Annotated in this window: 13 protein-coding genes; all 13 read right to left on the reverse strand. The window is 65.6% G+C overall.

Annotated features, from left to right (window positions below):
- Positions 1 to 100: 100 nt before the first annotated feature.
- Entirely contained in the window at positions 101 to 1,066 is a 966-nt protein-coding gene (locus tag ABFO07_RS12930; protein WP_347467451.1) for a WD40/YVTN/BNR-like repeat-containing protein, read from the reverse strand.
- 31 nt (positions 1,067 to 1,097) lie between these two features.
- On the reverse strand, positions 1,098 to 1,385 hold the full coding sequence (locus ABFO07_RS12935) for a hypothetical protein (protein WP_060028217.1): 288 nt from the start codon (positions 1,383 to 1,385) through the stop codon (positions 1,098 to 1,100).
- A 32-nt stretch (positions 1,386 to 1,417) separates the two neighbouring features.
- The gene (locus ABFO07_RS12940) at positions 1,418 to 3,778 is read right to left on the reverse strand and encodes an efflux RND transporter permease subunit (protein WP_322226490.1); all 2,361 of its coding nucleotides are present in this window, start codon (positions 3,776 to 3,778) and stop codon (positions 1,418 to 1,420) included.
- A 17-nt stretch (positions 3,779 to 3,795) separates the two neighbouring features.
- Positions 3,796 to 5,631: a DUF1302 domain-containing protein gene (locus ABFO07_RS12945; RefSeq protein WP_347467453.1), complete on the reverse strand. Its 1,836-nt coding sequence runs from the start codon at positions 5,629 to 5,631 to the stop codon at positions 3,796 to 3,798.
- Between the two features lie 82 nt (positions 5,632 to 5,713).
- On the reverse strand, positions 5,714 to 7,081 hold the full coding sequence (locus ABFO07_RS12950) for a DUF1329 domain-containing protein (RefSeq protein WP_059810961.1): 1,368 nt from the start codon (positions 7,079 to 7,081) through the stop codon (positions 5,714 to 5,716).
- Between the two features lie 303 nt (positions 7,082 to 7,384).
- A complete protein-coding gene (locus tag ABFO07_RS12955) occupies positions 7,385 to 7,798 on the reverse strand; it encodes a RidA family protein (RefSeq protein WP_059566868.1) in 414 nt (137 codons plus the stop codon).
- Positions 7,799 to 7,814: 16 nt separating this feature from the next.
- Positions 7,815 to 8,648, reverse strand: a complete 834-nt coding sequence (locus ABFO07_RS12960) for a phytanoyl-CoA dioxygenase family protein (RefSeq protein WP_059891535.1) — start codon at positions 8,646 to 8,648, stop codon at positions 7,815 to 7,817.
- Between the two features lie 298 nt (positions 8,649 to 8,946).
- Positions 8,947 to 9,921 (reverse strand): NAD(P)H-dependent flavin oxidoreductase, encoded by a 975-nt coding sequence (locus ABFO07_RS12965; protein WP_059810959.1) that lies wholly within the window; start codon positions 9,919 to 9,921, stop codon positions 8,947 to 8,949.
- 166 nt (positions 9,922 to 10,087) lie between these two features.
- Positions 10,088 to 10,780, reverse strand: a complete 693-nt coding sequence (locus ABFO07_RS12970; RefSeq protein ID WP_081067582.1) for a TetR/AcrR family transcriptional regulator — start codon at positions 10,778 to 10,780, stop codon at positions 10,088 to 10,090.
- 49 nt (positions 10,781 to 10,829) lie between these two features.
- Positions 10,830 to 11,522: a hypothetical protein gene (locus tag ABFO07_RS12975; RefSeq protein WP_059810958.1), complete on the reverse strand. Its 693-nt coding sequence runs from the start codon at positions 11,520 to 11,522 to the stop codon at positions 10,830 to 10,832.
- A 34-nt stretch (positions 11,523 to 11,556) separates the two neighbouring features.
- Complete coding sequence (locus ABFO07_RS12980) at positions 11,557 to 12,213, reverse strand: c-type cytochrome (RefSeq protein WP_059566864.1); 657 nt, start codon at positions 12,211 to 12,213, stop codon at positions 11,557 to 11,559.
- 11 nt (positions 12,214 to 12,224) lie between these two features.
- Complete coding sequence (locus ABFO07_RS12985) at positions 12,225 to 13,709, reverse strand: flavin monoamine oxidase family protein (RefSeq protein WP_059961144.1); 1,485 nt, start codon at positions 13,707 to 13,709, stop codon at positions 12,225 to 12,227.
- A gap of 369 nt (positions 13,710 to 14,078) precedes the next feature.
- Positions 14,079 to 15,518: an efflux transporter outer membrane subunit gene (locus ABFO07_RS12990; protein WP_124517591.1), complete on the reverse strand. Its 1,440-nt coding sequence runs from the start codon at positions 15,516 to 15,518 to the stop codon at positions 14,079 to 14,081.

The following is a 15,518-nucleotide window of genomic DNA, read 5'->3' on the forward strand; positions in this document are numbered from 1 at the left end:
CCGATCCGGCTTCCTTGTTCCAACGATTTTCATCGTGTCTTTCCTTGCTCTCTTTTTTATCAGGATCACTGATTCATCGATGCAGAAACGGCCGCCCCGCTCACGGCGATGCGAGCACGCCATCCTGCGAAAACAGCAGCGGCTTGCCGCCCGCATCGACCAGTGCGGCAGTCAGCGTCGCGCGATCCGCGCGCTGGACGACCTCGATCGACGCGCCGTTCGCGCGCTGCTTCAACACCAGCCCGTCGAGCCCGACCGCAAGCAGCCCGTTCCCCGTCGCGACGAGATCGGTGATCGAGCTCTTCGTCTCCGGGTTCAACGGCGCCCAACTCGCCCCGCCGTCGCTGCTCTGGAACAGGCTGCCGAGCAGCCCGCCCACCACGATCCGGCCGTCGGGCAGCGTCACGCCCGTCCACAGCGAGCCTTTGCCGCCCGTCTGCAGGTAATTCCAGTTCGTGCCGCCGTCGGTCGACTTGAGCACGGTCCCCAGTTCCGACACCACGTAGAGCGCGCCCTGTCGATCGGCGAAGATGTGGTACAGGTTGCGGTCGGCCTTGCCGCCGCCCGGCGGCTTCGGCAGCGTCGTCCGCGTCCAGGTCTTGCCGCCGTCGCGGGTCTGCAGTACCAGCGACCACAGGCCGACCGCGATCCCGTCATGCGCGCTGGTGAAGATCACGGAGAACAGCGGCTGGTCGACCGACGTGTCGATGCGCTGCTTCTCCCACGTTTCGCCGCCGTCGGCGGTCGCGAGAATCACGCCCCACTGGCCGACCGCCCAGCCGTGCTGCGCGTCGGCGAAGGTGACGGCCGACAACGTCGCCGACACGGGCACGTGCCGCGACTGCCGCCAGGTCTTGCCGTCGTCGTCCGACAGCAGAATCACGCCGTGCTCGCCCACGGCGACGATGCGCGCGCCCGCGCGCGTCGCGTCCGTCAGCATCATGCGGGCCGGTGCGGCCCACGCGTGCGCGGGCCGCGCGGTCCAGTCCGCGACCGTTCCGTGGGATTGCGCGAACGCCGCCGCGGCAGCGCAAAGCGCGGTACAGGCAACAAGAATCTTGATCATGGCTGGGTCTCTGTAGTGGTGTTCGCGGGCGTCAGTGGGTGAACAAGCCGCCCAAGCCCGACCTCGCATCGCCGAATGCAACCGCCGGCAGCGTCGCGGGCACCTGCTCGCGCGGCGCCCGCCGCCAGGTTTTGCCGTCGTCGTCCGACGCGAGCACGACACCGTGTTCGTCGACGGCGACGATGTGCGTGGCGGCACGCGGGGCGTGCGCCGGCGTCATGCCGGCCGGCGCGGCCCGGTCCCCGACCGATCCACGGAGGAGCGCGAATGCCGCCGCGGCGGCGCAAAGCGCGGTACAGGTAACAAGCGGCTTGTTCATGGAGGAATCCTCAGTAGCTGTGGGCGGCGACGTCAATGGCTGAACAAGCCCGGCGCGCGCGCCGGCTTGCGGCGCGGGAACCAGCGCTCGAGCACCGAGGCCAGCGCGGGCAATGCCGTCATCGCCATCAGCAGGTTGACGAGGAACATGAACGCCAGCAGCTTGCCCATGTCGGCCTGGAATTTCAGCGCCGAGAAGCTCCACGTCGCGACGCCGATTGCCAGCGTGATCGCCGTGAAGATCGTCGCCACGCCCACTTCGAGCATCGCGTGCTGCACCGCCTTCACGATCGTCTGCCCGCCCGCGAGGTGCACCTGCAGCCGGTTGTAGATGTAGAACGCGTAATCGACGCCGATGCCCACCGCCAGCACCATCACCGGCAGCGTCGCGACGGTCAGCCCGATCTGCAGCTCCTTCATGAACCAGTAGCCGATGAAGGTCGCGACCGACAGCGGCAGGCAGCACGCAAGCATCGCGCGCCAGTCGCGATACGCGAGGAACACGAGGATCAGGATCGCGGCGTACACGTACAGCATCATCGGCAGCTCGCTCTTCTCCACCTCGTCGTTGGTCGCCGCGAGCACGCCGGCGTTGCCGGCGGCAAGGCGGACCGTGATGCCGGGGAACGGATGCGACGCACGGTACTGCTTCACGTCGTCGAGGATCCGGTTGATCGTCGTCGCCTTGTGATCGGTCAGGAACAGGTGCACGGCCGTCATGCTGCAGTCGCTTTTCATGAAGCCCTTGATGCGGCCGGCATCGACCGACACGGCCCCGTAGTTCTCGGGCGCGATCGGCACGACGTTCATCTTCGGGTAATCCTCGTTGTAGCCCTGGTTGTAGGTGCGCAGCATCCCCGAATACGACTGCACCGACACGACGCCCGGCTCGGTGCGCATGGCCGCCACGAAGTCGTCTTCATACAGCCCGACCGCCGGGTTGTCGCACGCCTTGCCGCTCGACTCGATCGCGACCGTAAGCCAGTCGAGGCCCATGTCGTAATTGCCTGCGATCGACGTCGCGTCGCGGTTGAAGCGCGCGTCCGCGCGCAGCTCCGGCGCCCCCGGCTGCAGCGTGCCGATCACGCGGTCGCGGCTTTGCCACGCGGCCAGCGCGAAGATCGCCACCGTCAGCGCCACGGTCAGCGCCGCGTACTTCGGCTCGGCCACCCGCGCCAGCACGCGCAGCGGTTTCGCGCGCTGCTGCGCGCGCGTCAGCGACTTGTCCGCATAGGCCTTCGAAAAGTTGAAACAGGATGCGGCGACCGGCAGCAGGATCAGGTTCGTGACGATCTTGTAGGCGACGCCCAGCGACGCGGTGATCGCGAGCTCGCGCACCATCGGAATCGGAATCAGCAGCAGCGTGATGAACGACACGAACGCGGTGATCAGCGCGAGCACGCCGGGGATCAGCAGGCCGCTGAAGCTGCGCCGCGCCGCTTCATACGAGCTGTGCCCGTGCGAGATCTCGCGCACGATGAAGTTCACCTGCTGCACGCCGTGCGATACGCCGATCGCGAACACGAGGAACGGCACCAGCACCGCGAGCGGATCGAGGCCGAAGCCGAGCAACTTCAGCGTGCCGAACTGCCAGACCAAAGACGTCAGCGAACAGACGATCAGCAGCACCGTGAAGCGCAGCGAATGGCAGTACCAGTAGACCGCGAGCGCGGTGAGCAATAAAGCGATCCCGCAGAAGCCGAGCACGCCGGTCGCGCCGTCGGCGATGTCGCCGATCTGCTTCGCGAAGCCGATGATCTGGATCTCGTAACCCGCGTCCTCGAACGGCTGGCGGATCTGCTGCTCGAGCAACCGGTTGAACGCGACGTAGTCGAGCACCTTGCCGGCGCGATCGCGCTCGTTCAGCTCGGCCGTGATCATCGCGCTGTCCTCGCCGTGCGACACGAGCGTGCCGACGTAGCCGCCGAGCGTCGTCGCACGGCGGATCTGCGCGACGATCTCCGGCGTCAGTTGGTCCGGCGTGATCGTGCCCGAGATGATCGGCTCCGCGCGAAACCCTTCGTCGGTGATCTCGTTGACGAACGCGTTCGGCGTCCACAGCGAGCGCACGCCGATCCGGTCGACGTTCGGCAGGTACGTCACCGCCTGGGTCACCTTGTACAGGCGCGTCAACCCGTCCTGGGTCCAGATCGGCCCCTTGCGGGCCTTCACGACGACGGTGATCCGGTTCGCGCCGAGCAGGTCGTTCCGGTATTGCTGGAACGTGCGGATGTACTCGTGGCCGATCGGCATCTGCTTCTCGAAGCCCGCATCCATGCGCAACTGCACCGCGAACACGGCCATCGCGGCGGTGAACAGCCCGATCGCCGCGAGCACGATCGCGCGGTGGCCGAAGAAGAATTTTTCCAGACTGCTGACTAAGCGATTAAGCACGACATGACCCCTTCAAGTCAGAAGTTCCGAGTGACGAACACGCCGACGAAATTACGATCCGCATAGGGCTGCCCGACCGTCTGGTGCCCGCCGAAGAACGCCGCGAAATTGATGCCCGCCTGCCACTTCGGCGGGTTCTGGTTGAACAGCACGTAGACGTTCACCGATTTCATGCCCTGCATGTAGTTCGCGGTGAACGTCGGCGTGTAGCCGTAGAGCCCGGTGGTGAAGGTCACGCCGGGCGTCACCTGCCAGCCGTGGATCAGCGTGCCGTCATACGTCCAGTTGAAGTCGATCGTCGCGCCCATCGAGCTCGACGTGCCCTGCCCCGCCGTGATCGGGTAGCCGAGCCCCGAGTTGTTGTTCAGCCACGGGAAATAGCCGGTCGCCGGCACCTGCGTGACCTGCTGGCCGTTGATGTTGCGCGTCACGCTCGAGCCGAGGCCCGGGTAATAGATCCACGTCAGTTCCCAGGTCAGGTTCGCGGAATCCGCGCCGAGCAGCTTGAGGAATGGATACCCGCTGCGCGTCAGCGCCAGCAGGCCGTTCACGTCGAGCTGGAATTTCTTCTTGTCGACCCATTGCTGGCAGTTCGTCCCCGGCACGCCGTTCGTATTCAGGTCGAGCGGGCCGCCCGCGCCGAAGCAGCTCGACAGCGCGACCGCGTCGCGCGGCCGGTACGACAGTTCCGTGCCGATCGCCCACGGGCCGATGCCGAAGTTCGCGCTGGCGCCGAACAGCTGGCGGTTGCCGAGGTACGACCACTGCGCGGTGCCGTTCGCCAGCGTCGACAGCACCGGGGACTTGTCGATGTAGTTGAGGTAGTAGAACGCGAAGTTCGCATCGAACGAGCGCGGCGAGAAGTTGAACTTCACGCCGAACTGCGGCCGGTATTTCGCGGGCAGCTGCGTCGTGACCGGAATGCCGATGTCGTTGAACGGCGGCCCGGCGTAGGTGCCGTTCACGAGCCCGTTCTTGATGCCGTCGAGCACGCCGGAGTTGCCCTTGTCGAGTCCCGACGATCCCGCGATCGTCCCCGCGCTCGGGCCGGCCACGTTGAGGTTGTTGGTGTTGATCGTGAACGGTTCCGCGCCGCGGCCGAAGCTGTTGGTGATTGACCAGAACGAGCCGACCGGCGGATAGCGGTTTCCGTTCCACTGGAACTGGTAGTACGCCTCGGTGCTGAACCCGTGAGACAGATCGGCGGCGATGCTCAGCATCGGCGCCGGGAGCAGCGCCTGCTTGAGCTGCGAACCAGGAATCAGCAGCTTCTGAGTGTCGAGCGAGTTGGTCGCATTGATACCGCTCTGCGCGAACATGCTCTCGCCCCAGTTGATCACCTGGTTACCGAGCCGTACGTGCCCGTTGCGCCCGCCGATCGTGAAATCCTTCTGCGCCCACAGGTCGAGCAGTTGCGCGTTGTAGACCACCTGCGCTGCTGCGGTGCTCGATAGCGGTGTGCGATCGGTATTCTTCGCCATGAAGTCATACATTCCGGTGCCGCGCACCATGAACTTCAGCCCTTCGCTCGGCATCTTCAGCAGCAGTTCGCTGGTTGCGCTGATATACGTGCTAAACGGCTGACCCTTGCGGTAGTTCAGGTCGCCGTTATCGGCGAATCCCCACTGGTTGGTGTTGGCTGCCGACCCGCAGCCGTGGGCGCTTGGATCGCCGGTCAGTGAGCAGCTCGGGCTCTTGGTGCGGATGCCCGCGCCTGCGGTGAGATTGGTTACCCACGAACCCTGGACAGCGCCTTCCCCCATCGTGAAATCGTAACCGTATGCACTCGACGTCGCCGCACCCATCACGGCAATCGAAATGGTAGTACGCCTAATGATATGCTTCGCTTTCATCGTCCACCTCACCCAAACCTGGAGGCCGACGGCGCGTCAGCGCACATCGGCTGTTCTATTTATTTATTGAACAACCCTTTCTTCAGCGCTCGCTGACTGAGCGCAGCGATTCAGCCGAGTAGAAATCGGTCTTGAAGCGCGGATCGCTGGCCTTCTCGTAATAGCGAATGTCCTTGCCCTGACCTATCGAAGATGCGTCGAATACGTAACGGCCGTTGATCAGGTCGTACTGCGCGAGCGGCTGGTTGTCGCAGGTGCCGCCAAGTTCCCATACAGGAATCGGGTAGCTTTCGCGCACTTTCCACAGCTTGCCCTGCGCGTCGTAGTCCTCGCCGACGAGCGCGAGCCAGCTGTCCTCGTCCAGGTAGAAAGTCTTCTTCGATGCGACGTGGCGCGCACTTGGCTTGACCGTCGCCTCGACGACCCAGACGCGATGCGTCTCGTAGCGCCGGTTGGCGGCATTGATACCGTCAGGCGTGGCGACGTCGTGCAGGTTGCTCTTGTACTTGTACATGCCGAACGCGTTGTACGGCACGATCATGTCCTTTTTGCCGACGAGCTTCCAGTTGAACCGGTCGAGCGAGCCATTGATCATGTTCGCTTCGTCGATCAGGTACTGATTCTCAAAGCCGATCAGCGGCGCATCGTGCGTGTAGGCCGGCATGCGCCGCACGCGCCGTTGGCCCGGGAAGTAGTAGTACGTTTCCGAATCCTTGTCATAGTACTGGCGCTGAACAAATGCCTGCCCGGCCAGTGCTGCAGGCGAATTCATCTGAAAGTAGACGGCGGCGCTGAGCTGGTTGACGTCCTGCGGCGAACTCTTGCCGAGCTTGGCCGACGGGAAAAAGTACGTCTGCGGGCCGGTCGCGTCGATCCACTCGCTACCGCCAGGGCGCGGGGAAACTGAGGTCACGGTCTGTGCCCACTCGATCCCTTCGCCGCGGTACCGCATTTCGTAATTCAGGATTGCTTCCACGCCGCTTTTCGGCTGCGGAAACGCCACGCCCGGCAACACGGCGGACGCGAGGGCCTCGCCAGTCGAATTCAGCTTCGCCGCTGCCAGATTCGCCTTCGAGTTCTGCTCAGCAACGTCCGGTAGCTGGCATTCACGGTGGGACGGATATACGTCCATCCGATAGCCCTTCTTCTGCTTGATCAGCGCGACCTGACCCGGCGAAAGCTTGTCGGCATACTTGTCAACGTTCGCCGCGTCGATTGAATAAAGGGGTTTCTCGTTTTTGTGCTTCCAGTAATCGGCGCGCACTTTTCCCCATTCCCAGCCAGCCTCAGGCGATTGCTTGCCGGCAAAGGCCGGTACGCCACCGTCCTTGCTGGCGCCGCGTTCTGCCCCGACCGGGGTGAGGTCCTCCGCCCCCGCCGCTTCACCGGCTACGAGCAATAGGGTTGCCGCAATGGCCGTCACGGCTCCGAGTGTGTGCTTCTTCATCATGAGTCTCCTTCCGATTCCGCAATCATTCGCCGGTCACGTCATCGACGGACGGTCGGCGTTCGTTTCGAGCCGATTGTTCGGCCAACCGGCCAAGCCACTTTCCGGCGGCACCGCGCCGCGTTCCGATCGATCGTGAAGCCGTCGGCCGCAGCGCTCGATATCGTTCATATCAACAACTGAGGAGTACGACTTTTATCGATCGCACCATTCGATTCTGGTAGAGGGTGCATCTCACGCCGCATCTCACGCCATAGGCACTCCGCTGGATTGCGCCGGGCTTCGACCGCTCCGGCCATCGCCGGCTCAGGCCGCGCCCGATCCGGCCACCGCCACCGCCCGAATCTCGACGCACAGCCCCGGCAGCGCGAGCTGCGTCACGCCGACCGCGGTCCACGACGGGTAGCGGTCCGGAAAGTACTCGTCCTTGACGGCCGCGAAGCCCTCGGTTTCGCCCTGAAGATTCGTATGAAAGGTCGTCAGTTCGACGACGTCGGCGAGGCTTGCCCCCGCTTCCGCGAGGATCGCCTTCAGCGACTCGAAGGCGATCCGGGCCTGGCCCTGCACGCCGTCGGCCGGCTTCATGTCCGCGCCGATGCCGACCTGGCCCGACACCCAGATCGTGTCGCCCACGCGCGTCGCCGGCGCGAAATGGAAGGCGTCGTACCAGGCCTTGAACCCCGGAGGGATGATCGACTGCCGTTGGTTGTTCGCTGCCACGGATTGACTCCTTTGTTCAGACGAGTTGACGGAAACAGGGTGCGCGGAACGGATCGCCTGCCTTGAGCGACGCGAGTTCCTCGGCGAACAGAAAGCCCATCGTCGGGTAGCCCGAGGCGCTGTTGTCGGGCAGCGGACTGAACACGGCGTCGTCACCGAAGAAGCGCAGCACGAGCGTGCTTCGATCCGGGAAATCGGCATCGACCACGCCGCCGCCGTGCAGCACGCCGGGATGCAGCAGCAGCACGTCGCCCGGTTTCGTTGCCCACGAGATGACGTCGTACGCATTCGGATCGGCGCGGCGCTCGGCCTCGATGTCCGGCATCCGCGGCCACACGCCGCCGCCGTGCAGCGGCTCGGTGGGATCGTCGGGGTTCTGGAACGTCGTGCCGTCGTGGCGCGTGCCGCGATGCGACCCGCGGATGATCTCCAGCGCATTGCGCTTGGGGACGGCCTCGAAGCTGATCCACGCATTGCCGAAGTGCATCCCCTGCCACGGCAGGTACGACGTGTCCTGGTGCCACAGCGAACGCGCGCCCTTGCCGCCCTTCTTCAGGAAGAGCTCCTCGGCGAAGTACCAGACGTTCGTGGAGCCCCACAGATCGGCGAACAGCTTGCCGATCGGCAGTTGGCCGACCAGTTCGTCGAGCCGTTCCTTCGCATACGGATTGGCGTTGTCGACGTGCGACTTGAATTCGCTGCCGTCGAGCAGCGTGGACGCCATCGGCCCGGGGTTTTCGATACCCCAGTCGAATGCCTGCCGGCACAGCGCCAGTTGTTCGTCGTCGAGCAAGCCTTCGATCAGAACAGCGCCATCCTCTGCGAAAGCCTTGCGTTTGGATTCATCCATCGGTTTTCTCCTGATGAGTCAAATGAGTGCCTTGTCACGGGTGTTTCTGGCTTATCCGTTTTAGAACGCATTGCCAATGTTAGGTCATAATGACAAAAATCAAAAAAAGAAAAAGAGAGGGTATTCCCTGTCCTGCACAGCATGTGATTCGGGGCGGCGACAGGCGATGCGACGCAGACGGCAGCGCACCCGCGCCCGTCACCGGATCAGGAAAACGTGAGTGAACCGGCACGCGGTGCGTGCCGATGTCGGGAGGAATCGAGACGGCGCATGCCGCCTCGACCGGCGTGTCGCGTCGCTAGCCGACGATCCGCGCCAGGCGGCCGCCGATGATCTCGGTCGCCTCGCCGACGATGCGCTCGATCAGTGCCTTGACCGTCGGAACGTCATGGATCAAGCCGGCGACCAGGCCGCATGACCATGCGCCGACGTCGACAGCGCCCTCCTTCATGACGCGCGGATACACCCCGGCCACTTCGTCGGCGATGTCCTCGAACTTGATGCCGGCGCCGAGTGCGCCTTCCTTCTCGAGAATGCGGTCGACGGCGGCATTGCGCAGCACGCGCTCGGTATTGCGCAGCGGACGCATCACGAGGCGCGTATCGCGTTCCGTCGCGGCGACCAGCGCCTGCTTCACGTTCTCGTGCACGGGCGCCTCCTGCGTGGCGACGAAGCGCGTGCCCATGTTGATGCCGTCCGCGCCCAGCGACAGCGCCGCCGCCAGCGAGCGGCCGTCGGCCATGCCGCCGGAGGCCACGAACGGAATCTTGAGTTCGTCGGCGGCGCGCGGCAGCAGGATGAAGTTGGGAACGTCGTCCTCGCCCGGGTGGCCCGCGCATTCGAACCCGTCCACGGAGACGGCGTCGCATCCGATGGATTCGGCTTTCAGCGCGTGGCGAACCGACGTGCACTTGTGGATCACCTTGACGCCCGCTTCCTTGAGCGGCGCGAGGTAAGGCTGCGGATTGTTGCCGGCGGTTTCCACGATCCTGACGCCGCCTTCGATGATCGCCCGGATATAGCCGGGATAATCCGGATGACTGACGGTCGGCAGGAAGGTCAGGTTCACGCCGAACGGCTTGTCGGTCATCTCGCGGCAGCGCCGGATTTCGGCGGCCAGATCGTCCGGCGTTCGCTGCGTGAGGCCCGTGATGATGCCGAGGCCGCCTGCGTTCGAGACGGCCGCCGCGAGCTCGGCGAACCCGACGTAGTGCATGCCGCCTTGAATGATCGGATAGTCGATACCGAAGAGCTCGGTGATCCTGGTTTTCATGATGCGTCCCGTTTGCGTTGGTGACGAATACGCCGTAACGCGCGCGCGCGCGTTGCGGCATTGAAATGCCCCGCCGCGCAACCGACCGCGCCGGGAAGATACGACGACAATCCGAACGGGGATGCAACCGGCCATTCGACGTCATGCCGCCGAACGCGGCGCACCGTCACTCAGGCATGCGATCGAACACCGCATGCTCGAAGTAGCTGGTCAGCACCGCGTCGGCCAGCTCGTCGGTGATGCGCTGCGGATCGACGGCACAACCGAACTGCACGCCGTCGCACAGCCCCATCAGGCCGATCGCCAGCACGTCCGCCGGCAAGTGCAGCGGCGCGCCCGCGCGTTGCGCAAGACCCGTGACGTAGCCCTTCACGCGGTTCTGCCGTTCGCGCAGCAATGCGTTGAAGTGCTCCCGGAACACCGGATCGCGGACCGCGTGCAGCTTGGCTTCCGTCCACATCAGGAACGAGCCGTGCCGGCGAACGCTTTGCCGATAATGCGCGAGCGCCATCCGCTGCATCTCTTCGCGCGTGCCGCCCGCGTCGAGCATCCTTTGCAGTTCCGCGTCGAGCTCGTCGCTGTCGCGCCTGAGCAGTTCGAGCAACAGCTCCGTCTTGTCGCGGAAGTTCGAATAGAACGCGCCGCGCGTGTAGCCGGCTGCCGCAGCGATCTCCTCGATGCTCGCCGTGGCGTATCCCTTCGTCGAGAAGATTTCGTGCGCGGCGCACAGCAGGCGTTCGCGCGTCCGATCCCGCTTCTGCGCGCCCGTCAGGCGCGCGGATTTCGCGGGTTCGATCTCGGCCGCAGCCTGCGGCGCACCGGGCCACGATGCAGGCAATTCGATACGAGGTTCACTCATCATTTTTCGGCGGGCCGATACGTTCCCGCTGTCCCGACGATATGCGTGCTCACGCAAGGCGACGATGCGGATCCCGGGCCGAGCGAATTTCCCCGGCGCTCGCCGTCCGATTGGCGCGCTCCAGCGCGCCATACGCGTAATAGAGCACGACCGTGACGTACGACCACGTGACCAGCGCGAGCACGAAGAAGTTGAACACGACGTTGTGCGCGTCGCCCGGTATCGGATAGAAGTCGTAGATGCAGGCGATCGCCTGCGATGCGACCAGCGCGACGGTCGTGGTCATCGCATGGAACAGCTGCCCCGCGCGCAGCAAGCGCCGCACGAAGTAAGCGAGGTAGATCGACAGGAGCGCCCACATGACGACGTAGAAGTACGGCAACACCTTGGCGACGAAACCGGCGCCCACCAGCACGGCGGTGCCCACGAAGGACATCGCGAACAGTGCGACATCCTGGCGCGCGGTCGGCTTGTAGCCGTGCGTCACGGCCATCAGCCCCGCGACCGCGACGATCGGCATGCCGAACCCGCGCGAGAAGGCATCCAGCACATGCGAGACGAGGCCCGAGATCTCGAAGCCGGTCGCGAAATAGATCAGCGCATTGGTCGAGGAAACCGTCACGATCAGCCACTCGAGGCCGAGCAGATAGTTGCGCTTCTTCAGAAACTTCACACCGTAGACGCACGTCGTCGTCGCCAGCAGCCCGCTGGCCAGGCAAAGCACGAAAGTTCTATGGTCCATGACTAAACTCCCTCTCCCGATTGCACTGGATTGATCATTGCTTCGCCGGCTTGACGCTCGCCAGATAGTGGGCAACCGCCTTGCGGTCTTCCGGCGACATGGCCGCGGTGACGCGCTGCATCGTGCCGGTGGATTCGACGCGCGTGCCCGCGGCAAACGCGTCGAGCTGTTTCAGCACGTAGTCGGCGCCTTGGCCGGCGAGGCGCGGAAACGGCCCCTGCCCCATCAGTTGCGCGCCGTGACATGCCGCGCATGCGTTGTCCTTCGCCAGCTGCTCGCCGCGCGCCTTCAACCGGGCATCCGGCTCGAAGAAGCGATTCTCGGCGGCGGTCTGCTTCGCGTAGTAATCGGCCACGCGCTTGATCTCGGCATCGCTCAGCGACATCGCGAGCGGGGCCATGAACGGGCTGGTCCGCTGTCCGGCGGCGAACTTGTGCAGTTGCTCGGCGACGTATGAGGCCGGCTGTGCCGCGAGGCTCGGATAGCCCTGATGCAGCGAATTGCCGTTGACGCCGTGGCAGGCGAGGCACGCGTCGACCAGGCGCGGCCACTGGCCGCCGTCGGCCTCGTCGGCCTGCGCGGACGTCGTGACGAAGCGCTGCAGGCGATAGAGATCGAGGAGACCGGGCCCGTAGATCACGAGGAGGACCGCGACGATGGCGGCAACGGCGAGCAGGATGCGTTTTTTCATGTCTGCTCCCCTCATGCCCGACGCAGCGCATTGAGCGCCTGCAGCGCGCCCTGGTGGCCCGAGCGCACGGCGCCGTCCATGTAACCGGCCCAGATGTTCGCGGTTTCGGTACCCGACCAGATCAGGTTGCCGCACGGCGGCCGCAGCGCTTCACCGTGCGCGCTCCAGAAACCCGGCGGAATCGCCGACACGCAGGTGATCGTCCACGGGTCCGCCTGCCCCCAGTCGTGATCGTGGTAATCCACCGGGGACAACGCGTCCTTGCCCCATGCCTGCGCATAGAGTTCCGCCAGCATGCGCTTCGCTGCCTGCACGTCCGACGGCAGCAGCGCGTTCTTCACGAACGCGTTGACGACGCCGATCTCGCCGCCCGGCGGCGAGTTGTCGTAGGCCCAGATGATCGGCCCGTTGAACTGGAAGACATGGCCGTTCAAGCCCTTGTCGCGCCAGAACGGGCGCTTGTAGACCATCGCCGTCTTGCGCGCCGGCGAATGAGCGGGCCATGCGCGCTGCAGCGCGGCACGCTTTTCCGGCAGCAGCGGAGTGAATTGCACCTGGTTGCACAGGGCCGGATGGATCGCCATGATGACTTTCCGCGCGCGCACCACGCCCTGGTCCGTATGCAGCGTGACGACGTCGCGATCCCAATCGGAGATCCGCCGCACCGGCGACGACAGGCGCACCTTGTCGCCGAGCTGCCGGGCCATCTTGTCGCTGAGGATCTGCGAGCCGCCGACGAAGCGGGTTTCCTGCGCGCTGTGGCGGATGGAGTCGAGCTGCGCGTAGTCGCAGTCGGCCGAGTTGATCATCGACAGGAAATGCAGGAGGCCCATCTTGGCCGGCATCACGCCGCCGGAGAGTGCGATCGACCCGTTCCAGCTCGGCCGATCCTCGAGCGGGATGTCCTGCGTGGCCAGCCACTCGCCCACCGACAGCTTGTCGAGCTCGGCCAGCTTCGGCGATTTCCACGGCGCGCCCGAAGGCACGTCGCGCGACAGCTTGCTGAGCTTGGCGCCGACGGCTTCGTCGGTGCCGAACGTGCCGTTCAGGTCGATCTCCATGCGGCCGTCGCCGCCGAGCACGACCGTCTTGCCCGTGTAGTAGCTCGGGAAAGTGCCGACGTCCAGCTCGCGCGCGAGATCCGCCACGGCCGTCTGACCGGGCCCGATCCACTGCCCGCCGACTTCGCTGACGTAGCCTCCGCCGATGTCGTAGTTGAGCGTCCGCCCGCCCACCCGGTCCCGCGCTTCCAGCAGCAGGAACGATTCGCAGCCGGCGTAACGCAGGTCCCGCGCGGCGGTCAGGCCGGCCAGCCCCCCGCCGACGATGACGACATCGAGCACGTCGCCCGGGTTGCCGGCCGCTTGCGCGGCGCCGGCGTTCGCCCGGGCCGCGCCCATCGCGATGCCGGCGGCGGCAACCGACGTACCGGCGTACTTGAGCCATTGCCTTCGCTGCAAATCGGCCGAACGGTTGGGTGGAGACTTCTTTGCCATGGTGTCTTTTTTCTCATGCCAGGAAAGTCATGCGTCAGCGGCCCATCGGGGCAGCGCACGCCGGACGGTTGCCCGGAATCGGATCCGGATCGAATCGAAGGGAATGCACCGGCCGTTCGATGACCTTTCGGCTTCCGAAGTAAAACCCCTTCAGCGCCGAAGGTCTTTCAGGCCCTTCCCTTTACTAGTACATGTTGCAAAACATAGGTCATGATACATAACAAAAGAAATGAAAAAAAAGACAGGGTATTCCCCTGTCTTCAGCGTGCCGATTCGAGCGGCGGATTCGTCAGCCCACCGGCGGGCATCCCGATGCCGTCCGGCCCTTGCGTGCCGGACGCGCATGCCGGACGACGCGCCGGCCCGGCGTTACTGCGCCTTCGCCACCGGCGGCACGTCGGTATCCGTCAGGCCGCCACCGAGCGCCTTGTAGAGCGCGACAGCGTTGCTCAGCTCGCTGCTTCGCAGGTCCAGCAGCGCCTGTCGCGCCGCGTACAGCTGCCGCTGCGAATCGAGCAGCTCGAGGCGCCCTTCGACGCCCGCGCGATAGCGCAGGTTCGACAGGTCGGTGCGGCGCTCGGCGCTGGCCACCACGCGGGTCTGCGCGTCGATCTGCCGGCCGTAGGTTTCGCGGCCGGCGAGGCCGTCCGCGACCTCGCGGAACGCGATCTGGATCGCCCGCTCGTATTCGACGACAGCGCTCGACTTGCGCACCTCCGCCAGGCGCAGTTCCGAACGCAGCCTGCCGCCCTGGAAGATCGGCACCGTCACTTGCGGCGAGAACGCCCAGGTGCGCTGGCCGCCGTCGAACAGGCTGCCGAAGCCCGGGCTGATGAAGCCCAGCGTCGTCGTCAGCGACAGCCGCGGGAAGAACGCGGCGCGCGCGGCGCCGATATCCGCGTTGGCGGCCACCAGGTTCTGCTCGGCCTGCCGGATGTCCGGCCGGCGGATCAGCAGCTCGGACGGCAAGCCCGCCGGCAGCTGGGTCATCACCGGCTGGCGCTCCAGCGGCACCGGTTCGGGCAGATCCCTGGGCAGCTCGGCGCCGACCAGCAGCCGCAACGCGTTTCGCGCCTGCTTGACGGCCCGCGTGCGCGCCTCCAGGTCCGCGGCCGCGCTCGCGACCTGGCCCTCGGCCTGCGCGACGTCGACGCCGCTGGCCTGATGCGCCTCCTTCAGGCGCAGCGCCAGGTCGAGCGACTGCTGCCAGTCGGCCAGCGTGCGTTCGGACAGCGCGCGCTGCTCCTGCGCGAGGCGCTCGGCGAAATAGGCATCCGCCACCGCGCCGACGAGCGAGACCTGCGCGGCGCGGCGCCCCTCGTCGGTTGCCAGATAGCGCGCAAAGGCGGCATCCGACAACGACTTCACCCGGCCGAACAGATCGATTTCGAACGCGCTGATGCCGACGTTCACGCCGTACTGATTCTGCGTGGACTCGAGAATCGGCGGGTTCGATTGCGAATCCGCGGGGGTGCGCTGGCGCGTGAAGCTGGCGCCGGCATTGATGGACGGCAGCCGGTCCGCGCGCTGGATCCCGTACTGGGCCTGCGCCGCCTCCACGTTCAGCACGGCCAGGCGCAGGTCGCGGTTGTTGTCGAGCGCGAGCTCGATCAGCCGCTGCAGGCGCCGGTCGCCGAACATCGTGCGCCAGCCGAGGTCGGCCGCATGCGCGCCGGTTTCGGCCGCGGCGCCTTCGGTCGTGTAGGCCGTCGGCACCGGCGGCTCCGGCTTGACCAGCCGGGGCGCCATCGAGCAGGCCGACAGCGCGACGGCCGCCGCTACGGCAAGGGGAAGAACAAGCATTCGCAT

It is taken from the genome of Burkholderia stagnalis, assembly GCF_039848545.1.
GTDB classification, from domain to species: Bacteria; Pseudomonadota; Gammaproteobacteria; order Burkholderiales; family Burkholderiaceae; genus Burkholderia; species Burkholderia stagnalis.